Here is a 22,559-nt window from a genome sequence, read left to right on the forward strand (position 1 = left end):
CGGTGTGGTGCGGTGCTTTGCGCGTTGTGGCGGTGTGCGCCGTGGATCAGTGGGAGGGCGCGGGGCCCGTCGAGGCGCGGGGGATCAGGCGTGAGCCGATCTCCACGAAGGGAGAAGTGGCTGCGAGTCCTGGTCCAGTACGGCCTGTTGCGCTCGCGATCGTCTCGATCAGGAGGTCCCCCGCGCGCGTGGCGATCTCTTCGGGGTCGATCCTGATCGTGGTCAGGCTGGGGGTGGAGACGGAGGCGAGCAGCGTGTCGTCGATTCCGATGACGCTGACGTCGCGCGGCACGCTCACGCCGAGGTGGGTCAGTTGGTGCAGTACGCCGAGGGCGACCAGATCATTGTGGGCGATCACGGCCGTCGCTTCGTGGGCGGCGATGAGCGTGGCGGCGTGCACGCCCGTCTCGAACCGTGGCTCGTACGGGCCGAGCTCGGACAGGGAGAGGTCGAGCGCTTCGAAGGACTCCTGGATGGACTTGCCGCGGCTCAGTTCGGCGCGGGACGCGTTGATGAAGACGCAGCGCCGATGGCCGTACGCCTTCAACTGCTCGGCGGCCTGTGTGATGCCTGCGGACAACGAGATCCGGACTTCGGGGATGCCCGGCACATGACGGTTCACCACCACCAGTGGCATCCGGCCCGCGAGTTCATGAAGCCGGCCCTCGGTGAGGGTGGAGGCCCACAGGATCAGGCCGTCGACCCGCTTCGACACGGCCGCGATGGCGGCCAGCTCGTCGGCCTCGCGCTCGTCGCTGTCGGCGACCAGGACCGTATAGCCCAGGTGCCGGGCGCGGGCCTGCATCGCCTTGATGATCGGCGGGAAGAACGGGTTGGCGATGTCCGGGACGATCAGGCCGAGTGTTCCGGTGCCGCCGCCGCGCAGTGAACGGGCCGCCGGGTTGGGGGAGTAGCCGAGCCCGGCCGCGGCGTCGAGGATGCGCTGCCGCGTCGCCGGCTGCACCTGGTCGGGTGCGGTGAACGCACGGGACACCGTCGACACCGAGACGCCCGCGGCGCTCGCCACCTCCCGGATCGTGACTGCCACGGACGGCCTCCTTGTCGTCTTGAGCCGGGGGGACCCCGGTCGTCTCGCATCTGGATCCTGCGAATGCGGTTGATGTTTGCGAACGTTCCCACGACGTGTCAAGACGTGTGTCAGGACTATTTCATCGAGGAAAACCTTCTGGATGCACGGGTCTTGCGTTTCAACTCGACCGCTGCTGATGATGTGTTCTCAAGAACGGCACTGAAATTGCGGGAACGTTTTCATAGAGGAGTGGAATGAAGATCACCGGCCTGGAAGTGCTGACTCTCCCCGACCACGGCGACAGCATGATGCTGGTCGTGGTCGACACCGACGAGGGCATCCACGGCTTGGGCGAGGTCGGCATCAGGTCGCGGCAACAGGCGGTCGCGGGCGGTCTCGGTCATCTCGCGGAGCTGATCGTCGGCGAGGACCCACGACGGATCGAGCACCTCTGGCAGGTGATGTTCCGGCGCGGGTTCTTCCCCGCCGACCGCATACTCGGCGCCGCCATCGCAGCAGTGGACGTGGCGCTCTGGGACATCCGTGGCAAGGCGCTCGGCGTACCGGTGCACGAACTCCTCGGCGGCCGGGTGCGTGATCACGTACCCGCCTATGTGCATGTCGGCGACGGCTACCACGACCGTGCGTGGTTCCTGGACCGCTGCCGCGACCTGGTCGCCGAGGGCTGGCGCCATCTGCGGTTCGCCTCGCCGCATGACGCCGACGGCACGCTTGACGCCCGCCGCTGCCTGCGCGACTCGGTCGACCTCTTCCACCAGGTGCGGGACGCGGTCGGCGACGAGGTGGAGCTGATCCTCGACGTCCATACGCGCCTGGATCCGCCGGAGGCACTGACCCTGTGCCGGGAGATCGAGGCGGCCCGCCCGTACTTCGTCGAGGACCCACTGCGCTGTGAGAACCCGGAAAGCTACCGCATGCTGCGGGCCCGCACCGGCGTACCACTGGCCGCAGGTGAGCAGTACGGCTCCAAATGGGAGTTCAGAACCCTCATCGAGGACGACCTCATCGATTACGCGCGCGTGGATGTCGGGGTGGCCGCGGGCCTGACCGAGGCGAAGAAGATCGCGGCGATGGCGGAGACCCACCACATCAAGTTGGCCACCCACAACCCGCTCGGCCCGGTCACCGCCGCTTCCTCGCTCCAGCTCAACCTGGCCTGCCCCAATGTGGCGATCCAGGAGCACCAGACCGACCCCGATCCGGCCATCGCCGACCTCTTCACCGCGCAGCCGACGATCCTGCCGGGGCGGGTGGAGCTGAGCGAACTGCCCGGCATCGGCGTGGACATCGACCGGGAGGCGGCGCGCCGGCACCAGGCCGCGGCGGCCGAGCGCCCGCACCTGCGCACGGCGGACGGGGCGTTCACCAACTGGTGACCGTGCACCGCCGGTACGTGCAGGCCTTCGACGTGGCCACGGGCGCGGGCCCGGACCTGACTCCTTCACCCCACTGTATCGGCTGCCGGTGTCCCTGCCGGAACACCGGAGTGGGCAAGGCGCCGCTTCGTCTGCGACGCAGTGGTCGCGGCTGTCCCGTCCGGCACCGCCCGATGGGGGGGCAACAACCAACCGATCCGGGCCCGCATGAAGCCCTTCGGCGTCTTCATCGGGCGGGCACGGCCGTGCACCGAGCCAGGCATTGCATGTGCAGGTCATTGACTGAAGTTGCACACCATGACGACGGGACATCCGCATCACCGTCCCGGCGGGCCCATGGCCCGCATCTGCACACTGAGCACGATCTCCGACTCCAGAAAGTGAGGCGAGTTCCGTCGTGTCGTTCAGAGGAACCGCGAGACCGGTCGAACTGGGCCTTGTCGGCATAGCGTTCATGGGCGTGCTGGTAGGCGCGTCCGCGACACCGGCCGGCAGCCAGGAACGCGAGAAGCTGCACGTGACGGCCGTGTCGTCGCGACCCGGCACGGTGTCGGGAGACGACGCCCTGATACGTGTCGAGGTGCCCGCCTCCATAGTGGCCGACAAGGTCCGGGTCGAGGTGGAAGGCCGGGACGTGACCTCGAGTTTCCGGCCCTCCGGCAACAACGCGCTGATGGGCGTGGTGAAGGAGCTGTCCAAGGGCGACAACAGGCTCACGGCCAGAGCTCAAGGCGCGGACTCCGGACAACTGACCCTGAAGAACCACCCCATCACGGGGCCGGTGTTCGCCGGGCCGCACGAACAGCCGTTCGTCTGTGACACCGCCGAGTTCAAGACGGTCACCGGCGCCACCCTCGGGCAGCCGATCGACAAGGACTGCTCGGTCAAGACCCGTGTCGATTACATGTATCGCACCACGGCCGGCAAGTTCGTTCCGTTGCCCGACGAGAGCGTCCGTCCCGCCGATCTGGCGACCGCCACGACGAGCGCGGGCGAGAAGGTGCCGTACATCATCCGCGTAGAGACCGGCACCATCAACCGCGCCATCTACGAGACGGCCGTGCTGCACGACCCGAACGCCGGTACCCCCGACCCGCTGCAGCGGGGTCCGGGCTGGAACGGGCGCCTCGTGTACGGCTTCGGCGGGGGCTGTAACGGCGGCTGGTACGTCCAGGGCCGCAACACCGTCGGCATCATGAACGACACGTATCTGAGCAAGGGCTACGGCGTCGCATCGTCCACGCTGAACGTCTTCGGCAACAACTGCAACGACCTGCTGGCCGCCGAGACCATGAGCATGGTCAAGGAACGCTTCGTGGAGACGTACGGCGAACCCGCCTTCACCATCGGAAACGGCTGCTCCGGCGGCTCCTACCAGACCCACCAGATCGCCGACAACTACCCAGGTCTACTGGACGGCATCCTCTCCGGCTGCAGCTTCCCCGACGTCGGCTTCGGAACGATTCACACGCTCAGCGACGCCCAGCTCCTGGACCACTACTTCAAGGAAGTCGCGCCGGACGCATTCACCAAGGAGCAGCAGAGGGCGGTCTCCGGGTTCGGCAAGTGGGAGAGCATCGGCAGCCTGGCCAGGGCGGCCGGCCGGATCGACCCCACGGTGTTCTGCCCGCCCCAGCTGCCCGAGGGACAGCGCTACGACCCCGACACCAACCCGGACGGTGCCCGCTGTGACGTCTACAGCCACACCGTGAACGTCTACGGCGAGGTACCGGAGACCGGGAAGGCGCGCAGGCCGCTCGACAACACCGGTATCCAGTACGGACTTGAGGCCCTGAACAAGGGGACCATCGACATGGACCAGTTCATCGACCTGAACCGGCGCATCGGCGGCCTCGACGACGACGCCAAGCCCGCCGCCGAGCGCACCGTCGCCGATCTCAAGGCGGTACGGACGGCCTACCGCACGGGCCGCATGCTGAACGGCGGTGGCGGCCTCGCCGACGTTCCGATCATCGACTACCGCGACTATACGGACGACGCGACGGCCGGCGACATGCACATGCGCTTCCACTCCTTCTCCACCCGCGCGCGCTTGGACAAGGCCAACGGCACCCACGCCAACCAGGTCATGCTCACCCGCTCCAACGGGCACGGATTCACTCTCGCCGGGATGCTGTCCGACATGGACCAGTGGCTCACCGGCATCAAGGGAGACGCCGGCGACGACGCCCCCATCGAGAAGATCGTCCGCCACCGGCCGCAGGGTCTCACGGACGCCTGCTGGACCCGTGGCATCGGTGCGAAGAAGATCTCGGAGCCCCAGGTCGAAGGCATCGACAACACCGAGTGCAACACGCTCTACCCGGTGTGGACATCGCCGCGAATGGTCGCCGGAGCCGATGTGGCCAACGACATCGTCAAGTGCCGCAAGCGTCCAGTGACCGGCTCCGACTACCGAGTGCCGGTGACCGACGGCCAGCTCGAAGATCTGAAGGCGATCTTCCGCGACGGTGTCTGCGACTGGTCCAAGCCCGGGGCGGGTCAGCAGGGCCTCGCCGGTACATGGCTCTCCTTCGACCGGAAGTGACAGGAACGCGGTAGGTGACGCGAACTGGGAACAGGTCCGACCTCCCGCCCTGACACCAGTGGTGGTGAACTCGGTGTTCGCCCAGGTCGGCACCTGTGCCCAGTCCGCCGAAGCATCGTCACACCCGGCTGTTCCTCGATCTGTTGTCAGTTCAGGGGCGTCCTGCGTCCCACAGCCCTGCGGACGCTCCATCGACGCCCGCGATACTTGGACCATGGACAGCTACGAGGGCACCGCGACGCTTGAGTGGTGGGCCAACCGATCGACGTGCTTGAGCAGGCTCGGTGTGCGAGTCGCGGTCCGTTTCGCCGGCAATCGCTGGACGTGCGATGCGAGCCTCGCACCTCTCCCGTCTGTGGAGCACTGGGAGAGCTTCATCCTCCTGATGCAGGTCGATCCGCACTTCACTCTGTGCTTTGACGAGGAGAGCACGCTGCTGGTCAGAGTCGTCGAAGCAGAAGTCGAGGGACAGCTCGTTCTCACCGCAGCCCAGGCAGACACTGTGGAGCGAGCCGGATCCAGGAAGGTGCCGCGCCAGTAGCCCCGGGGCCCCGCGAGATGCTGCGCTGCTCGGGACGCGCCGGGTCCCCGGTCCACGGGCACTTCGCCCCGGGAGCCCGTTCCCCGTACGAGCCGGGCCCCGGCGGCCCAGGCAGGGGCTCGGTACACGTAGGTCGTCATATCACCCCGGGGAGGTCGTGGCTTCCCCGGGGAGACTTCCCGTGGTGGCGGCTTGCCCAGGCCGGCCGGCCCCAGCTGCGCCATGGCGGCGGACACGGCCTCAAGGACGGCGCGCTGCTGAGGGAACACTGCCGGCTGTCTACTTGATCTGAGCTGAAGCGTGCAGAACGAAGGAGTTGAGGGACGCCCGTGCCTCGACCGACCTCGTCCGCAGTTCTTCGCGGTCCGTTGCGCGGTGAAGAGCACCGATCGTCCCGATGGTCCGCTCAGCCCGTGCATGCAGGTCGCCATCGGGTACGAGCAGGCGCAGCCGGTGAACGGCCTGGAAGGCCTGGCCGCGGATCCGGAAGGCTTCCGTCCTGGCTGATACATGTGCGGGACCGTCCTGTTCCTCGTGCTGCCGGTGCCACCAGTCGTGTTGGCTCCGTATGAATTCGTTGGTCGCGGCCGTGAAGGCGAGTACGGCGCTGCGGCGTTCGCTCCGGTCTGCCACACGCTTCTGGAACCGATACCCCAGAAGAGAACCGATGAGTGTTCCCGCCACTGCGATGAGGGTCGTAAGTACCTGATTCATCAAGCTAGTCGACCATCCCAACTCCAGCATCGACAGGGAACGCATCGGCGAGATGTCGGACTGGCCCGGAGACTGCCGCCGGGCAAGAACTCACGACGCCTCAGTACAGCTCGTACCACGATCACGTCCCTGACCTGGAATGGGCGCAGCACGAGTACCGGTCCAGCCGTACGAATCGGCTTGCACCGGGCATTGTCAGAGGCGTCAGGCACACTGCGCCGTATGAACTTGGTGACCGCGCACGACTACGCCTGGATCCGTACTTCGGCGCTCTTCCGCCACATGTTGGAGAGCGGATACACCCTGACACTGATTCGGGGGCGGAGTCCGCGCGAGGTGCTGCGCGTGATGGAGGCGGAACCGCGTGGCATTGGGGAAGGAACGGTCGGGCTGATCGAGGCGGACGACGCTCACCGCGACGAGGTGGATGACGACTACTGGGACGAGTCCTACGTCGCGGGCGCCTTCAGCGCTCCGGGCGAGGGCGGCGACTGGACGCTCGTCCTCGGCTTCGACGGTGGCCTGGGGATCGAGGGCGTGTGCGTGGAGACGCTGTCGAAGGGCGGCCGGGTCGTGGCGCACTCGAGCAACGGCGGCAAGCCCATTCACCTCTTCCACTGGTTCGAGGACGGTGAGCTCCGTACGACGTTCGAGGGCCCCTCGGCGCGCGACGGCGGCAGCCCCGATGAACTGGTTCCCCTGTTGCGGGAAGTCGGTTTCCCTCTGACTCCCGAGGGAGAGAACGACGAGAGTGCCCCGGCCGTCGACGGGAAGGCGGCGGTCCTCGCTCTGGCCGAGAGACTCACCGGCATACGCGTTACCGAATCCCTCCTCCAGGACGCCACCTACGAACTGGGACTCGTCCCCGAACAGCCTGCCGAGGAGTGGACCGGCCTAGTCATCGACATCACCGATGCCCACGGGGAGCGTCTGTACAAGGAATGGACCTACGAGGAGATCGCGGCTGCTTCGGACCGCGCACGGGCGGAGGCGAACGCGCCGGTCGTGATCACCTGCAACGAGCCTTTGGCCATGGATCGTTCGGAACATGAGACAGATGGGTAGCGAACGGGCGCGTGGAGGGTTCCCCCCGGGGCGCTCGCCACCCTCTGCAAGGGAGCTTGCCGCCACGAGGTCTTCTGCGATCACGGACCGGCGGCCCCCTTGAAGTCGTCGGTAGCAGATGAGGCTGCAAGCGAGGGAAATGAAGGCGTCGTGGAGTTCGGTGCGGCGTTCCCATCGGACGGCGAGTCGTTTGAAGTGGTGGAGCAGGGCGAAGGTCTGCTCGACGACGTTGCGGAGCTTGCCCAGGAGCCGAGCCAATGACTTGGCGGCAAGAGAGGCAGCTCAGCCGCCGGTGTCTCATGAGCCACCTCACAGTCCGGAGGGGGACCGCTACAGAACCGTGCTGCGCCGTACCGGCAACACCATCGTGCTGTACGCCCGGTCCGGCAGAGCCGTCCCCCGGTACTGGAGGGTCCTGGCTGTAGCCGACATGGAACTCGGGCCAGGCACGGCCATGAACGGAGAGGCCGTGATCCGGCGGGATGAGGTGCTCGTTTTCGCGGCCGCGCAGGCGCGGGCCGCATCCCCCATGACCCGGGCCCGCGCCTTGGCGGCTCGGTCCGGCCTCCTGCGTCCGCTGGGACGACCGTGCGACACCCCGAGACGGACCAGCCGCAGGTGCCGGAACCTGCGGTGGCAGGAACAGTGGAGGGCAGGACCCACAGGGGGCGCGCGTCGTGGTTCATCCGCCTGTCGGGCGTGCGCTTCCCCAGCCAGCCGAAAGGTGCATCCCCATGCCTGCGGAGCGCGCACACGTCAACCCGCACCCCCTCACTGCCCTGGTCACCGGGGCCACATCCGGCATCGGCCGGGCGGTTGCCCAGCGGTTGGCCGCCGACGGAATGTCCGTCGTCGTGGTCGGCCGCAACGCTCAGCGTGGGGCAGAGACCGTCGACGAGATCACCACCGCCGGTGGCCACGCCCGATTTGTCGCGGCGGACCTGGAGGACCCGGCCGGCGTCGACCGGCTCGTCGCGGAGGTCGACGAGATCGATGTCCTGGTCAACAACGCCGGACACGCCGTCTGGGCGCCGACCGAGGAGATGACGGTCTCCGACTACGACGCGATGTTCGCCGGCAACGTCCGTGCGGCATTCTTCCTCGTGGCCGCGTTCGCTCCGGCGATGGCCGCGAAAGGATCGGGAAGCGTGATCAGCATCGGCAGTGTGGCCGGCAGTCTCGGCCTGGCCAATGCCGCCGCGTACGGGGCGACCAAGGCCGCGCTGGCCTCACTGACGCAGAGCTGGACGGCTGAGTACAGCGGCCGTGGCGTCCGCTTCAACACTGTTGCCCCCGGCCCGGTCTATACCAGGGGCGCGGCCCGTGAGCTGTTCGACGCGATCGCCGAAACCACAGCGATGAAGCGTGCGGCCGAGCCTGCTGAGATCGCCGAGGTCGTCGCGTTCCTCGCCTCACCGAAGGCCAGCTACGTCACCGGCGCGACCGTCGCCGTCGACGGCGGCCGCAGCGCCATCTGAACCCAGACCAAGCGGGTCTCCAACAGGCACACCATTCGGGTTTCTGGCTCAATTTCTGTGGTGATGGGCCGACGGACACTGGAACCGCTCGACGCAGCCGGAAACCGGCGGGTCAGAGAAGAACGGTCTGGCACAGGAAGGGCGAGAGGGGACCAGCCCCGTGCTCGTCGGCTGGCTGGGGGCGCGCCGTCGATGCAGCATGAGGGGATATGGGTGTGCGACGTTCGTGGGATCACCTCCTGGAGCCGCCATCAGGCCGTGGTCTGGTGGCGATCCCGTTCGTGCTGATCGTGCTCATCACCGTGCTGGACATCTACACCGGGCGCGATATCCAGCTGGGCCCGCTGCTGGTCATCGCGCCCGCCCTGACCGCCTCCCTCGCCGGGACACGACTCACCGCACTCGCCGGGGTCCTGGCAGTGGCGGCCCAAGTGTTCATCGCCGTCTTCCTCGGCGGAGCGACCACGCCCAACCGCACGGCGCAGATCATCGCGCTGGCCGCGCTCTCCGCCTTGGTGGTCCTCATGAGGTTTGTGAGGGAGCGGCGCGACCGGGCGCTGAGCCTGGCACGCTCCGTGGCCGAGACGGCCCAGCGGGTGCTGCTTCGGCCTCCGCCACGCCGGATCGGGCCGTTGCAGGTGGCATGGCTGTATATGTCCGCGCAGGACGAGGCCGAGATCGGGGGTGATCTGTTTGCGTTCGCCCGCGCCGCGCATGCCGCGACCCGGGTGGTCATCGGCGATGTCCGGGGCAACGGGCTGGCCGCCATCGGTGAGGCTTCGCTGGTGCTGGGGGCATTCCGTGAGGGCGCACACAGGTATGCCACCCTTCCCGAGCTGGTGACTGCCCTCGAAGACAGCGTCTCCCGGAACCTGGAGGACGTGACGGACACCAGGAACGAACCCGGCGAGCACTTCATCACCTCCCTCGTCCTGGAGATCCCTGACGATGCCCCGGCCGCCGAGATGATCAACTGCGGGCATCCCCCGCCTCTGCTGGTGCACGATCAGCGGGTCACGGTCGTGCATGCCCGAGAGCCTTTGCCTCCGCTGGGCGTGTGCGAACGACCGATCGAGGACGACCACATCGACCCGTTCACCTTCGCGTGCGGTGACATGCTCGTCCTCTACACCGACGGCGTCATCGAAGCCCGCTCGCCGTCCGGCGCGTTCTACCCGCTCGCCGAACGAGTCGCCTCCTTCCCTGCCAGCAGTCCCGAGACTCTGCTGCACCACATCCACCGCGATCTGCTCAACCACATCGGCGGGCACCCCGCCGACGACGCCGCCCTCCTGGTCATCGAACGCACCCCGTCCCACCGGCCGCACCTCACACCCCATCCCATGGCTCACCACCGGCACCACCTCAATGAATCGCCCCGCCCCCAGGCCGCTGACCCATGAGCCGGGGTCGCCGCAGCGGCAGAGCGCGATGAGTCCGGTCCGGATCGCACCGACATGCATGGTGCGCATGAACACGCCATCGGCGACGTGTGCAGGGGCGGGTGGTGGCTCGCGGTGACGCCATACCCCAACGAGAGGCCCCTGCAGTTCAGGGTAGGAAGGGGGGCTGTTCGGGCATGTTCGAGGATTGCACTGCCGTCGCTTGTTTGGCCTTCCGCGTCATGGGGTGCTCCAGCGCGCGACGACAAGCCGTAGGCGGCCATGACCCGCGCGGTGGAGACAGCCGACGGTCCCGCTGATCGTCCGGTCGGACGACGGGTCGGTCTGTGAGGGGCGCAGGGGGCTCCTCCCTTTTTGGGTCCTTGGCCGGGGGCTGGTTGAGCGGACCACGAATCCGATCGAGCCGATTTTCTCCACGGTCAGGCTGTGGAACAAGGTCACCCGCGGGGCCGGCAGCCCGGCCGCAGCCCTGGCCATGCTGTTCAAACCGGTCGAGTCCGCCCGGGCCCGATGGCGATCACCGCAGCCCACCTCGTGTCCCTCGTGCGCGCGGGCGCCTGCTTCGAGAACGGCGTCCTGATCGAGCGCGCCGACGTGGCGGCATGAACGCACCGCCAGACCGAGCCCTGCCTGGCACGGCTGGAGAGATCCGCCCCTCCGGCCCGCGGCCCCCTCGTGCCACCCGATCACACGACTCGCCGATCACTCATCAACGTGACGAATCGACCAAAGTTCTCGTCCCCGGCGCGACTGTCGCCGAGCTCCGCGCACAGCACAGGGAACTCGACCCACGCCTCGCCCGCGACCGACCACCGCGCAACGCTGCTCCGCCCGTCGTGGATGCGCGCCTCGTCAACCCATTGGTCGAGGCCGTCGCCCATCGAGTAGACGAAGAAGTGCGCGTCCTCCATGGCCGGTGCCAGGAGGCTGATGAGCTGGTGAAGGTTGCGTATGTCGATGTAGCAGACGTCCGACAGCATCTCCAGACAGAGGTAGTCGGCCTCCTGCGGGCCCAGGTCGAAGTCCCATCCTCTCCCATGGGCCTTCTGGTTGAGCAGATGGACCGGCCAGGTCTGCCCGGGCAGCTCGGCAGTCACCAATGCCAGCGCTTCCTCGACCAAAGACCGCCATCCCGGACGCACTCGGACAAACGTCGTGGACAGGTCGGGCCACGGCGATACTTGAGGGAAACGCAACCGGAACCGCCCGTACCAAAGATCATCGCTCCTGGTGACAAAGGTCCCCGATGGCTCGACCGGATGAGGCTCTCTCATGGGCTGAGCATAGGAGACACCGCCGACGGACCCCCGAAGCCCCGCGTCCCGTCGGCAAGCCCTTCCGAGCCGGCGTGCCAGGTGTGAGCACAAGGCTTTCATCAAGGTAGGTGAGACACCGCCACCTCACACATCACCTGACCCACCACTCTTGACAATTGTTCCCCTCCGTCGAGACACCCCACTGAACTCAGTACGTGCGACATAGGCCCGTGGGCGGCGTACCGACAGCCTGGATGAATGGGCTCAAGGCTCGCGACCGCCCTGGTGAGGCCCGGCCTCTGCGGACGGAGGCCATTCAGGCCTCGGCGTGCTGGTCGAGCAGCGCCGCCGATCCCGGGGCGAGCTCAGGGACACGTTCCGCGATGACGTCCAGAGCGACCGTGCTCCGCTGTCGCCCCCGGGGCGCCGTTTTGCCGGACCGGCAACAGGAGTGGCGTGATCCGAACGCGATGGACAACGGTGGGCCCGTGACTGACAACATCGCAGCAGGATCACCTCTGTCCGACACCTTCTCGCCTGTCGACGGATACGTCGGAGACCCCGCAGTGCGAGCGGAGTGGGACAGCCGGTACGCCGACCGACAACAGTTGTGGAGCGGTCGGCCCAACGGCGCACTCGTGGCCGAGAGCGCCGGGCTCACTCCCGGGCGCGTACTCGATGTCGGCTGTGGCGAGGGCGCGGACGCCGTCTGGCTCGCGCGCAACGGCTGGAAGGTGACCGCGCTCGAGGTCTCGGGTGTGGCGCTGGAGCGGGCTGCCGGGCACGCGCGGGACATCGGCGTCGCCGTTCGCTGGGTACACGCCGCGCTGACGGAGGCAATGCTTCCGCCGGCCTCCTTCGATCTGGTCTCCGCACAGTACCCGGCCCTGCTGCGCACTCCCGACGCCGCGGCCGAGCGAGCACTGCTCGCGGCCGTCGCGCCCGGCGGCGTACTGCTGCTCGTACACCACGCGGGGATGGACACCCAGCAGGCGCACGACAGCGGCTTCGACCCGGCCGACTACGTCTGGCCCTCGATGGTCGCCGCTCTGCTCGACGACGACTGGGAGGTGGAGGTGAACGAGCAGCGGCCACGGATGGCACCCGACGGCGGTGCCGGCGCGCACCATACCGATGACCTGGTGCTGCGCGTGCGTCGGCTGCGCTGAGGACCCTCGCTCGTAGCAGGACGGCAATCAGCGCGGCGAAGACGTGGAAGAGCTCAACGGCGGGGCTGTCCTCATGGACGCGCCCCGCCGTTGGCACAGGTCGGTCGGGTGGTTGGGTCACCAGTGGTCGTGGCGCTCACAGCGCTCGTCGTGCTCGTGGCGCTTGATCTTGGTGAGATCGGTGGCGGTGTGGGTAGTGGTGTCACCGCCACCGACAACGGTGGCGGTGTTCTTCACCTGGGCGCGGGCCCTGCAGGAGACGTCGACCTTCAAAGTGATGGGAGGGTAGCTGCTCCCGGCGGGGAGGACGTCGCTACGGGTGCAGGTGAGGGTGTTCAGGGTGCAGTTCCATCCCGTGCCACCGATGCTGTCGGCGCTGAGTCCGGCGGGGAGGGTGTCGTGCACGGTGACCGTGGTGCCGTTGGTCGGGGCGGCCCCGGCGGCGTTGCCCACGGTCATGGTGTAGGTGCCATCCCGCCCCTGGGTGAAGAGCCTGGTGTGGGTCTTGGCGATGGTCAAGGACGGGACCTTGTAGGAGATGATCACCTGGCCGTTGTGGTTCGCCGTCCCGACCGTCGAAGGCGAATAGCTCGTGCCGGTGCCTGTGGCGGTGGTGAAGCTGCTGCCCCCACCGCCGCCGCCCCCACCCGCCGAGGTGCCTGTTCTGTCGACGGCGCCGCTGCCGCCGCCCCCGCCGGCGAAGTACCCGCCCCCACCGCCCCCACCACCAGCGATGGCCGTGGCGGCGCAGCCGCCGTCGAAGCTGCCCCCGGTGCCCCCGGTGCCTACCGCGGCACCTGAGAACCCGCTCCCCGGACCGCCGTTCGAAGCCGCACACAATCGAACGATGCCGGCTGCCCCACCGGCACCCCCGGTGCTGGTGCTGGTGCTGCCACCGCCCCCACCCTGCCCCGGAGCAGCCCCAGGACCGGCAGCACTTCCTGCGGTACCGCCCGTGGCGTCCGGCGTTGTCCCGCCGTTGCCTCCGTTCCCTCCCGTAGAGCCCGCTCCGGTGCCGCCTGCGGCACCGCCGCCCCCGGCGACCACCAGCAAGGGGCCGCCCGTGCTCACGCTGGATGCCCCGCCTCCACCCGGACCTTCGAAATGGAAGCCAATGAGCGGAAACCCCCCACCTGGGGCGCCGCCGTTGAACCCGCCGGCACCCGGCGTCCCGGTGCCGTTGCAGCCTTTGCCGCCGGTGCCGCCGACGTTGACGGTGAAGGTCGTCGGGGCGGTGGTCTGCGGGAGGGTGGTGACGACCCGCGCCCCTGTCCCACCGGTCCCCGTGACGGAACAGGCGGTGCCGGCGTTGTCGGCGCCGCCGGCGCCGTCCGCGGTGATCGTCACCACCGCCCCCGCCGGAACCGTCAAGGTCTGCGGAGCGCCGGTGAAGGTGAAGGTCTGCGAAGGATCAACCCTCTGCGCCCGCACCGGCACGGCCCCCGTCGGCACGGCGGCGACCTGCGGAGCCGCGGCCGCCAGCAGAGCCATTCCGGACAGCAGCACGCACCCCGCCGATACCACCCCCGCACCATGTTCGCCACGCCGTCCACCGGAGCCGACCGGATCGGCCACACCGGCGGCACGAACCGGGGGCGTCTCACCGGCAGGGGCCCTGAGCACGGACACGGGCCACTTACGGCCGACCCGATGTGATGACGAATCGCCCTGTCCGCGAGTATGAGCTCTCATCCTCGGGTTCACCTCTCCTCACAGCAAGGCGCCCCGCACCCCTCACGCGGCAGCACGCAAGCATGGCAGGGCACCTGATGGAAAATCATGACAAATCGCAATTAGATACCCCGGTTCGATTACTTCGAGGCAGTGAGGCAATGAGAAGCGTCGTGTGTCGCAGCGCCCCGCGCGATCCGGGGAGAAGGTGAGTCACATCATTGGCCCGGCCTCTGGCGTGCGGCGGCGAACGCCTTCTGGCATCGACGGCCCGAGCACGGCGGGCCTCGATCGGGTCAGTGACCTCCTCCCCCCTGGGCGCAGCAATGCGACCCGTCCATCCGTGCCCGGGACAGGGGGTGTTGGTCGTGCTCCAATAGCGGGCTTCCGCCGCCTGCGGCTGGACGGCGGTGTCCGCCGTCGGATCGGGCCGCTGCAGCTCCATGGTCTCGGGCGCGCAGACGCAGAACGTAGTAGGACACCTGGGTGCCCGCCGCTGCCGGGGCGCTGCCTCGCAGCACCGGGTACCGCAGTACGCCGCCGCACCGCTCGGTACGGCCGCGCCACGTTCCTTCGGTGCGTTTCCCTGGGCTTCCGTGAGTGTGGTGCGACGGCTTCAAATCCCGTCCGGTGTCCGCTACTGGACTGTGGTGGACGACGGCCTGGCCGTGGTGCACGAGGCAAACGCGTTTCTGCGGCACGCACGATTCGGCGGGGACCAGGCCGAACTGACGACCCATACGTACGCCGGGCACGTCGCGCTGTACCTGCGCTGGTGCATACGGACGGACCGCGAAGGCCGCCGCGCCGATACCGGACGCCGCCTCGATCGCGTTCTGGCCGCCCTCGCCGAGGGTGCGAAGAACGGCACGGACATCAGCGTCATCGTGATCGCCTGCCACGTGGGCGTCGACCGCACCTTCCTCTACCGCCACTGCGATCTCCTCACCCAGATCCATGTCCAGGCCGCCGAACCGACCACAGCTCCCGGCGGCCGCAGCCCGGCCGTCAGCCGTGCATCCCTGAAGGCCGACCTCGCCGCCGCCCGCGCGGCTAACCGCGAGCTCGTGGCGCAGCTCAACCGGACGCCACCCGCCGGCCCCGAGCAACGATCCGCCGGAACGAGTGGATTGCACCGGTTCCCGCCCTGAGGACGGGAACCGGTGGGACCTTCGAAAGGTCACGAGGGCCGCCTTGACCACGCGCTTCTTGTTCGCCGTCATTCAATCGAGGAGTTCGACGGCGAACCCAGTCGTTCAGGCTCCCTCGTCAGCGAACCTGGTCGCTCTTCGGCGCGATGCCTTTGATCCCGGTCGGAGTTCCGTCCGGGGCGAACGAGTGGCGGAAGGTGAAGGCGTGCGGCGCGGGGCCGTGGTCGTGGAGGTGTTCCAGCCTGGAAACCCCGTCCTGCCAGGTGGGTGTCACGCCGTCGGAGACCCACCAGAACACGTAACTCGGGTGTCCTTTCCTCTCGAACCAGTCGTAACGCCTGTTCAGCGCCTCACGGTGCAGACCGGTGTAGATGGCGTCGAAGGCGGGACGCAGGTCGGTCCAGAGTGAGAGGGTCGCGGCCAGGGCGGTGCTTTCCGCCGTACGGCCCTTGCCGTACCAGGTCGGTACGGTGAACTCTCCCCATGCGCCCCAGTCCAAGTCGAAGTGTGTGCCCCGGTTGGCGTCTGCCGCTTCAGCATGAGCGAGGTACCCGGGGTGCTGGCTGATCTTCCGGTAGATGGCCTCGCCGCTGTCGTGGAGTTCACGCGTGAGAGGTGAGGGATCGGCGAGAGGTGACTTCAGGACGCCGAATGTGTACAGCGCAAGATGGGGCATTCGTCTCTCCCTGGTTCGGGGTGCCTGGTGTGGACCCGGTCCGGTGGCTTACGCATGGGGGCGAGGGTTCGTGGAGCGTGACCGACTCATCCCGTCGCGGGTGGCTCAGCCTGAAGGAACTCCTGTGCGACCGTGGGCGATCGCCGAAGACCAGGTGAAGGTAGCGGCCTCTGCGGGCCATGTCGAAGTTGCGTTTCCCCTGTCCACATGTCCTCCTGCACAGGTCCATGCGGGAGCTGGGGCGGCTCCGCCTGCCGTCGTGGAAGTCCGGATCGGCCCGGTAAATGCGGGGGAGCAGCAGCGACAGCTCTGCTCAAGCCGGTGTGCCCTCGACCAAGCCCTGATCACCCTGCATCTCATCCGCCTCCACATCAGGGCGATCAAGACGAAGGAGCGACCCGTCGGCGAAGCCGTGCACCACACATGCTGCACCAGCTATGGTCATCTGGACCGCCTCTGAGCTGCGATGATTCCTCTCGCACACTCGCGATGCCCCGGCGAAGGTGCGGTGACTTCGACGCGAGTGGGGCGGAGATCGAGCGGGACTGGGCCCGGCGTACAAGATGACCTGGCCGGTCCGCCCGACCCGAGGTGGGCCGAGCGGACCGGGTCATCAGCGCACGTCGACGTAGTCGCCTGTGGCGCTGACTGCCGACGTGGTGGAGGTGCCCGCGAAAGACCAGCGCCAGTAGCCGTCGGCCGCAGCGGTGACCGTCGTCGACAGGTTGCCCGTCGAGTTGCTCTTGACCGTCTTGACGGTCGTGTAGGTGCTGGTGCCCGCTTTACGGAACTGCAGCTTCACGGGCTGGTCGGTATAGCCCGCGTAGGTGCGCCTGTCCCAGTTGGCACGGGTCAGCTTGCCCGTGACCTTGAGCGACTTGCCCTTGGTCACCGGCTCGGGCCCGGCGTCGACGCTGAGCTTGCCGCGGCGCAGGACCGGATGGGTGATGTCGCCGCCGTTGTTGTAGAAGTCACCGTCCTTGGACTCGAGCTGGACGACCACCTTCCACGGACCCGCGAGGGCGTTGCGGGGCACGCCCCAGCCCGAGTCGAGTTTGGTGGTGAGTTTGCAGGTGGAGGTGGTGGTACTGCTCGCGGTGCACGTCGGGGTGCCGTGGTACGACCAATACCTGTCCCCGATTTCGCGCTTGATCTGCAAGAACGCGAGCTTGCTGCTGATCCCCGAGTCGTCCGAAGCCGTCACCGAGATGGTGAACGACTCGGTCTGGGAGGTGCCGAGGACGATGGGCTTGCCGCCGTTCACGGACACCTTCCGGATCACCACACCGGTCTCCGCGGCATACGCGGCCGAAGCGGTGACACCGGAGGCGGAAAGGACCAGGGCGCCGGTGAGTACGGCGCTTATGGATGTTGCGCGCAATGAATCCCCAATATGTCGAGCCGGCCCCGGCCGTGTGAATCCCCCCGGCCGCAGGCCTGGCAGGTGACGTGAGGATACGTCACCCCTGTGGCCCGGTCTCGGCGGTGTACGGGCCGCCCGGATTGCACACCTGCGCATCGCGTCGGCGAAGGCGGCCGCGATCCTGTGCTCGCCGGAGGCGTTCGGGTGCGTGGAGTCGTACGTGTCGCGGTGGAGGTCCCAGCCGGTGCGGCGGGGTCCGGTCAGCTGCTTTCCCGGTAGTTCATGAACCAGTGGGTGTTGAAATAGCGGGCCATCGTGAATGGGTGGTGTGGGTCGACGAGGATGCGGCAGACGAACTCCGCGGCCTGACAGCCAAAGAGGGTGTCCTCGCCGTCAAAGGAACGGACCATGACGGGCCAACGGTCGGGGTCGTCGCCGTCGGCCCTCCAGCAATACAGATCCTCGTGCTCAGTGCCTGCCCAGATGAGCAGGCCGTCCCTTCTGAGGTCCGTCCACGGCTCCTGGTTCAGGTCCAGATACCCGTCGAAGGCGCCTTCGCCGAACGTTTCGACCATGCGCTTGTAGTCGCTCGGCAGCGCGGTGCCCAGGCGCGACTCCACCTCCGCCCAGTCCACGTCCGGCCGCTGGGCGGGGCGTGCCCAGCCGGTGATCCGTCTGAGCCGCTCCATCCAGTCGACGTCATCGTCCTCATCCGGAGCGACCGCCAAGAGCTCTGGTACTTCCCTGTGAGCGACCACCAACACCGGCCGCTCGGCCCCCTCGGCGTCCCGCGCCGTACCCGTGCCGACCCACTGATCTCCATACGCCCACGCCCGTATCATCACGGCCCGGTCCCCGAAGGGGACGAGGAGAGCCGCACCCTTGGACTCGTCGACCGTCGGATCGGTGAAGCCGTCCAGGACGAGGGTGCGCGGGGCGCCGTACCTGCTGCCGAGCAGGTCGGTCAGGTCCAGTGGGTCCAGGTCGCCGGGCAGGTAGATGCAGCCGCCCCGGGGGCCGAGGCCGGCCAGCAGGTCGTTGACGGTCGCTTGCGTGAGCTCCATGGCGGACAGTGAAGCGCACGACGCTGACAAGAGGCATCACGCAGCCTGAAGGAGCAGGTCATGGGCCGGCGTGGGCCGAGGCCGGGTGGGAGTCCCCGAAGCCGCTCCGGCGTCGCGGCGAGATCCAGAACTCACCCCGTTACCCCGGGGCCAAAAGGCCGTCCTGGACACCCCCATGCCTGATCCTCACGAGGGCTTGCGCAGCGAGGGCGCTCCCGCGGGACACTCGGTGGATACCGGATGGGGAGGTGTCCGGCTGCTGTCGCTTCGGCCTGCGCGCCTGGGCCGGCCAAGGACGACCCCGGCCAGGACCAGGACCAGTCCGCAGAGTTGCTGAACGGTCACCACCTCTCCGGCAACCGCTGTGCCGAGCAGCACGCCTGTAACGGGGTTGAGGAGTCCGATCAGTCCGACTGTCCCCGCAGGCAGGTGCCGCAGCCCGGTGAACCAGGCGGCGAAGGCCAGCGCGGTGGCGACCAGGGCGACGTAGCCGAACGCGAGGAGCGTCGCTGGGGGGAGCGCGGGTGGAGGGCCCTCCACAGCCGCGGCGACCGGGAGCAGGAACACACCCCCGGCGGTGAGTTGCCAGGCGGTCGAGGCGAGAACATCGGCACCGCCGCTCCACCGCTTGGCCAGGATGTGACCGAAGGACGACACCAGCATGGCGGCGGCCGAGGCGAGGACTCCCGGCACGCTCGCCCCTTCCGCCCCCGTGAGCAGCATGAGACAGACCCCACCGAATCCGACCGCGGCGCCAGCCAGATGGGCGGGACGGGGCCGCTCGGACAACAGGGGCCAGGCGATGAACATCATCGTCAGCGGGGACATCGCCATGACGGTCGAGGCCACGCTCGTCGGAAGCAGTTGGGAGGCGGCGTAGACGAGGACGAAGAACGCGCTCATGTTGAGCAGCCCGAGCACCGCGGACCGCCCCCACCACGCGCCGTGCGGCCGCTGCCTGCACATGGCCAGCAGGACCAGACCGGCAGGCAGCGCCCGCAGGGCGGCCCCGTACAGCGGGCGGTCGGCCGGCAGGAACTCGTGTGTGACGAAGTAGTTGGTCCCCCAGGCCACCGGCGCGACTGCTGTCAGTGCGACCCAACGCATATTAGCTTCCACGGAAGACAATATAGCTTCCCGGGAAGCTATTATGGAGTCCATGGAGCACCATCAACCGCCGGACCGAGTGGCCCGCATCCAGGCCGGCTGGCGCCTCGAACGACCCGACGTCGACGTCGGCCCGCAGGGCGTGATCGGCCGACTGCACCGATTGGCCAACCTGCTCACCGAGGAGCTCTGCCTCGTCTACGGCCGCTACGGCCTCAGCGAGGGAGAGTTCGACGTCCTGTGCGCACTGCGCCGCGCCGGAGAGCCCTACGAACGGGCACCCGGCGAGCTCGCAGCGCACACCATGGTCACCACCGGCGCAATGACGAAGAGGATCAACCGCCTGGAGCTGGCCGGACTCGTCACCCGCCGCCGTTCGGACGACGACCAACGCGGCCGGATCGTCGCCCTCACCGCACCCGGACGCGAACTCATCGACCGGGCGTTCACCGACCACATGCACAACGAACGCCACCTGCTGGATCTGCTGACGCCAACCGAGGCCAAGACGCTTGAATCGCTGCTCACCACCTGGCTCTCCCGCATGGAACATCCGCGTCCTGCCACCAGCGAGTGACCCGCCACCGCCCCTCCACGCCGAGGCCGGAGCCTTGGAGGCTCACGCGGAAGTCCTCAGGAGCTGAGCGGACCCGGCTCGCCGCCATCACAGAAGTTCCGCCAGAACCCGGGTTCTGGCGGAACTTCACGTCAGTGATCTCGGCCTGTGGTCCGTGCGGAGCGATCGTGTCCGTCGCCGGGCAGGCCCATGACGTTCAGCACGGGTTCTTCGCCCTCGGGGATCTCGAAGGTGAAGTTCGCTCCTGTCGGGATCGCCACGAGCGAGCACTGGTTGCCGAAGGTCAGCGGAGGATACGGCGCCCAGGAACAGTCGGCCTTGTCCAGGGCGGATACGACGTCCGTGCGTTTGAGCCCTGCCGGGAAGGTACCTGTCCCCCCGACGACCAACGGGGGGAGTTGAACGACGTCACGCCAGGTCTGGACACAGATGAGGGAGACCTTGCGGCAAGGGCAGACACTCAGCTCAAGGTCTCCGTAGGCGAAGAGCCTGGGCCACCTTCTGCTCCGGCTCATCGTTTCGATGTCCCACGGCTCGCCGAGCGCTGCGACCACATCGCTCCAGTCGGCTCCGCTGAACACCGGGCCCAGTCCACCCGTCTTCGCCATGTTGGTCAGGGCTTCGAGAATTTGCACGAGGCGGAGCCTGACAGGTGCCCTGACGAGCAGTCCAGCGGATTCAGGGGGGCAGCCGGCTGAGGTCTGGTCGGGCCGGGCCGTACAGCAGGCATGGTCGGGGCGCGCAGTCATCCGGCCAGGATTCCGGTTCCGCGCACTCGCAGTGGTGCCTTGCGAAGGGACCGTCGGATCAGGGGCCGGCGAAGGGGCGAACGCGCCCGGCCCACCAGGCCGAGGTGTATCGGAGCCCGTGCGCGACCCACGCGCGGCGAGCCGGCCCGGCACCGGCAGCGCGGAATCCTTGTCGGGGGACCGGCCCCGACACACTGGCCGGCGCCGTCCTGACGGGCGGGGCGTGGGGGCGGCGGTCAACGCGAGCCCGGTAGGAGCCGAAAAAGCCGTGAAGCGCGCTCGTAACTCGCGCATCGAAGGCACGAATGCCGTGTGAGGCCCGCGATCGGGTTGAACCCGGTGATGGACGCGTACGCCATGCCTTCCGGGATCGAGAAGTGCCCGGTCACCAGGCCCGCGCCCACATTCGAAGGCGTTGGCTTCCCCCCCGCCCGCCGCTGTTCGGCCGGGCGTGGCCGGATCCGTCAGCGGCTTGTTTGCCCGGCCGGCCCTGTGCGGGAGGCTGTGGCGACCGCGGACGGCGGCCCGGGCGGCAGAACGGAGTATGTGATGGCCGAGGTACGGGAAGACGGCGCGGGGGAGCCCGCGCAGCGCACGATGACCCCGTTCGACGACATCTACGACCAGGCCGATCCCCGCGCCTTCTTCCGCGAACTCGGCGCGTTCGGCTACCGGACACCGCATCACGCCCAGCGCATTTTCCGCCGTTTGACGGCGCTCCGGCTGCGGGCTCCGGGGGAAGCGGTGCTGGACCTGTGCTGTTCGTACGGCATCAACGCAGCCCTGCTCAATCACGAGCTGACCCTGGACGACCTGTACGCCCACTACACGTCACCGCGGTCGGTGGCCATGACCGCGGAGGAACTGGCCGAGCACGACAGGTCCTTCTTCCGCGCCCGCCGCAGACGGGACGCCGTCCCGGTGGTCGGCCTCGACATCGCGCCCAACGCCATCGCCTACGCACGAGCGGTCGGCTTGCTGGACGCCGGGTTCGCAGAGAACCTGGAGGCCGACCCACCGACCCGGGACCTGCTGGACGCGGCCCGGAACGTCCGACTCATCACCATCACGGGAGGTGCAAGCTTCCTGTCCCGGGCCACGTTCCAGCCACTCCTGGACAGCGCCCGGACACTGCCGTGGGTTGCCGCCTTCGTTCTGCGTACCGGCTCCTACGCGCCCATCGCCGAGCACCTGGCCGGTCACGGCCTGACCACCGAGATGTACGCCGGGCGCACTTTCGTCCAACGCCGCTTCACCGGCGCTGCCGAGCAGCAGTACGCCATCGACGCAGTGACCGCCCTTGGGCAGGACCCGGACGGCAAGGAATCGGCGGGTCATTTCCACACCGCACTGCATCTCGCGCGTTCCGCGGCCGATGTCGGCATGCCCCCGCTCGAGGAACTGGTCGCCCGGTGAATGATCCGGTCCGAGTGCCGTTCGCCCCACGCCCAGCGCACGCCGAGGCGATCGAGGTCCGCGCCGCGCTATCAGTGCTGGTGGAGGGCGCACGGTGACCGGTATCACCCTGTCCGCTCGTCCACGGTTCGCGCCCCGCGCCCCGATCCGTACGACGTGATACCCGGCGGGCCGCACCCGGACC

The 22,559-nt window shown here is 68.3% G+C and carries 20 protein-coding genes and 1 pseudogene; 11 read left to right on the forward strand and 10 right to left on the reverse strand.

The window, feature by feature from the left end:
* Positions 1-46: 46 nt before the first annotated feature.
* Complete coding sequence (locus tag ACWCPY_RS35225; RefSeq protein WP_451271963.1) at positions 47-1,048, reverse strand: LacI family DNA-binding transcriptional regulator; 1,002 nt, start codon at positions 1,046-1,048, stop codon at positions 47-49.
* Between the two features lie 236 nt (positions 1,049-1,284).
* Here ACWCPY_RS35225 and ACWCPY_RS35230 point away from each other — a divergent pair, with 236 nt between their 5' ends.
* The 3 genes from ACWCPY_RS35230 to ACWCPY_RS35240 all read left to right on the forward strand — a co-directional run bounded on the left by ACWCPY_RS35230 (position 1,285) and on the right by ACWCPY_RS35240 (position 5,516).
* Positions 1,285-2,427, forward strand: a complete 1,143-nt coding sequence (locus tag ACWCPY_RS35230) for a mandelate racemase/muconate lactonizing enzyme family protein (RefSeq protein ID WP_451271965.1) — start codon at positions 1,285-1,287, stop codon at positions 2,425-2,427.
* A 454-nt stretch (positions 2,428-2,881) separates the two neighbouring features.
* The gene (locus ACWCPY_RS35235; protein ID WP_451271967.1) at positions 2,882-4,975 is read left to right on the forward strand and encodes a DUF6351 family protein; all 2,094 of its coding nucleotides are present in this window, start codon (positions 2,882-2,884) and stop codon (positions 4,973-4,975) included.
* A 214-nt stretch (positions 4,976-5,189) separates the two neighbouring features.
* Positions 5,190-5,516 (forward strand): hypothetical protein, encoded by a 327-nt coding sequence (locus ACWCPY_RS35240; protein WP_451271969.1) that lies wholly within the window; start codon positions 5,190-5,192, stop codon positions 5,514-5,516.
* 279 nt (positions 5,517-5,795) lie between these two features.
* Here the strand turns inward: ACWCPY_RS35240 and ACWCPY_RS35245 are convergent, their stop codons facing one another.
* Positions 5,796-6,275, reverse strand: coding sequence for a hypothetical protein (locus ACWCPY_RS35245; protein WP_451271971.1), 480 nt, complete (start codon positions 6,273-6,275; stop codon positions 5,796-5,798).
* Positions 6,276-6,452: 177 nt separating this feature from the next.
* Here ACWCPY_RS35245 and ACWCPY_RS35250 point away from each other — a divergent pair, with 177 nt between their 5' ends.
* From ACWCPY_RS35250 to ACWCPY_RS35265, 4 genes and pseudogenes are all read left to right on the forward strand, one after another.
* On the forward strand, positions 6,453-7,295 hold the full coding sequence (locus tag ACWCPY_RS35250; RefSeq protein WP_451271973.1) for a DUF6461 domain-containing protein: 843 nt from the start codon (positions 6,453-6,455) through the stop codon (positions 7,293-7,295).
* A gap of 734 nt (positions 7,296-8,029) precedes the next feature.
* Positions 8,030-8,773 (forward strand): SDR family NAD(P)-dependent oxidoreductase, encoded by a 744-nt coding sequence (locus ACWCPY_RS35255; protein WP_451271975.1) that lies wholly within the window; start codon positions 8,030-8,032, stop codon positions 8,771-8,773.
* A 209-nt stretch (positions 8,774-8,982) separates the two neighbouring features.
* Positions 8,983-10,176 carry a PP2C family protein-serine/threonine phosphatase gene (locus ACWCPY_RS35260; protein WP_451271977.1) on the forward strand — a complete coding sequence of 398 codons (1,194 nt, stop codon included), beginning with the start codon at positions 8,983-8,985 and terminating at the stop codon, positions 10,174-10,176.
* A 382-nt stretch (positions 10,177-10,558) separates the two neighbouring features.
* Positions 10,559-10,782: pseudogene (locus ACWCPY_RS35265) on the forward strand (IS256 family transposase); the annotation flags it as partial.
* An 80-nt stretch (positions 10,783-10,862) separates the two neighbouring features.
* Here the strand turns inward: ACWCPY_RS35265 and ACWCPY_RS35270 are convergent.
* Positions 10,863-11,273: a hypothetical protein gene (locus tag ACWCPY_RS35270; RefSeq protein ID WP_451272005.1), complete on the reverse strand. Its 411-nt coding sequence runs from the start codon at positions 11,271-11,273 to the stop codon at positions 10,863-10,865.
* Between the two features lie 647 nt (positions 11,274-11,920).
* Between ACWCPY_RS35270 and ACWCPY_RS35275 the strand changes: the two genes are divergently transcribed.
* The gene (locus ACWCPY_RS35275) at positions 11,921-12,601 is read left to right on the forward strand and encodes a class I SAM-dependent methyltransferase (RefSeq protein ID WP_451271979.1); all 681 of its coding nucleotides are present in this window, start codon (positions 11,921-11,923) and stop codon (positions 12,599-12,601) included.
* Positions 12,602-12,718: 117 nt separating this feature from the next.
* Here the strand turns inward: ACWCPY_RS35275 and ACWCPY_RS35280 are convergent, their stop codons facing one another.
* Positions 12,719-13,147, reverse strand: a complete 429-nt coding sequence (locus ACWCPY_RS35280; RefSeq protein WP_451271981.1) for a hypothetical protein — start codon at positions 13,145-13,147, stop codon at positions 12,719-12,721.
* 1,721 nt (positions 13,148-14,868) lie between these two features.
* Between ACWCPY_RS35280 and ACWCPY_RS35285 the strand changes: the two genes are divergently transcribed.
* Positions 14,869-15,423, forward strand: a complete 555-nt coding sequence (locus ACWCPY_RS35285) for a hypothetical protein (protein WP_451271983.1) — start codon at positions 14,869-14,871, stop codon at positions 15,421-15,423.
* Between the two features lie 118 nt (positions 15,424-15,541).
* On the opposite strand, the gene ACWCPY_RS35290 is transcribed toward ACWCPY_RS35285, so the two are convergent.
* From ACWCPY_RS35290 to ACWCPY_RS35305, 4 genes are all read right to left on the reverse strand, one after another.
* The gene (locus tag ACWCPY_RS35290; protein ID WP_451271985.1) at positions 15,542-16,099 is read right to left on the reverse strand and encodes a DUF3291 domain-containing protein; all 558 of its coding nucleotides are present in this window, start codon (positions 16,097-16,099) and stop codon (positions 15,542-15,544) included.
* A gap of 613 nt (positions 16,100-16,712) precedes the next feature.
* Positions 16,713-17,480 (reverse strand): hypothetical protein, encoded by a 768-nt coding sequence (locus ACWCPY_RS35295; protein WP_451271987.1) that lies wholly within the window; start codon positions 17,478-17,480, stop codon positions 16,713-16,715.
* A 242-nt stretch (positions 17,481-17,722) separates the two neighbouring features.
* Complete coding sequence (locus ACWCPY_RS35300) at positions 17,723-18,526, reverse strand: SMI1/KNR4 family protein (RefSeq protein ID WP_451271989.1); 804 nt, start codon at positions 18,524-18,526, stop codon at positions 17,723-17,725.
* Between the two features lie 186 nt (positions 18,527-18,712).
* The gene (locus ACWCPY_RS35305; RefSeq protein WP_451271991.1) at positions 18,713-19,633 is read right to left on the reverse strand and encodes a DMT family transporter; all 921 of its coding nucleotides are present in this window, start codon (positions 19,631-19,633) and stop codon (positions 18,713-18,715) included.
* Positions 19,634-19,685: 52 nt separating this feature from the next.
* Between ACWCPY_RS35305 and ACWCPY_RS35310 the strand changes: the two genes are divergently transcribed.
* The gene (locus ACWCPY_RS35310) at positions 19,686-20,210 is read left to right on the forward strand and encodes a MarR family winged helix-turn-helix transcriptional regulator (protein ID WP_451271993.1); all 525 of its coding nucleotides are present in this window, start codon (positions 19,686-19,688) and stop codon (positions 20,208-20,210) included.
* Between the two features lie 131 nt (positions 20,211-20,341).
* On the opposite strand, the gene ACWCPY_RS35315 is transcribed toward ACWCPY_RS35310, so the two are convergent.
* The gene (locus ACWCPY_RS35315; RefSeq protein WP_451271995.1) at positions 20,342-20,845 is read right to left on the reverse strand and encodes a hypothetical protein; all 504 of its coding nucleotides are present in this window, start codon (positions 20,843-20,845) and stop codon (positions 20,342-20,344) included.
* Positions 20,846-21,195: 350 nt separating this feature from the next.
* On the reverse strand, positions 21,196-21,363 hold the full coding sequence (locus ACWCPY_RS35320; protein WP_451271997.1) for a SulP family inorganic anion transporter: 168 nt from the start codon (positions 21,361-21,363) through the stop codon (positions 21,196-21,198).
* 145 nt (positions 21,364-21,508) lie between these two features.
* Here ACWCPY_RS35320 and ACWCPY_RS35325 point away from each other — a divergent pair, with 145 nt between their 5' ends.
* The gene (locus ACWCPY_RS35325) at positions 21,509-22,375 is read left to right on the forward strand and encodes a hypothetical protein (protein WP_451271999.1); all 867 of its coding nucleotides are present in this window, start codon (positions 21,509-21,511) and stop codon (positions 22,373-22,375) included.
* Positions 22,376-22,559 lie beyond the last annotated feature (184 nt).

It is taken from the genome of Streptomyces sp. NPDC002403, assembly GCF_053593015.1.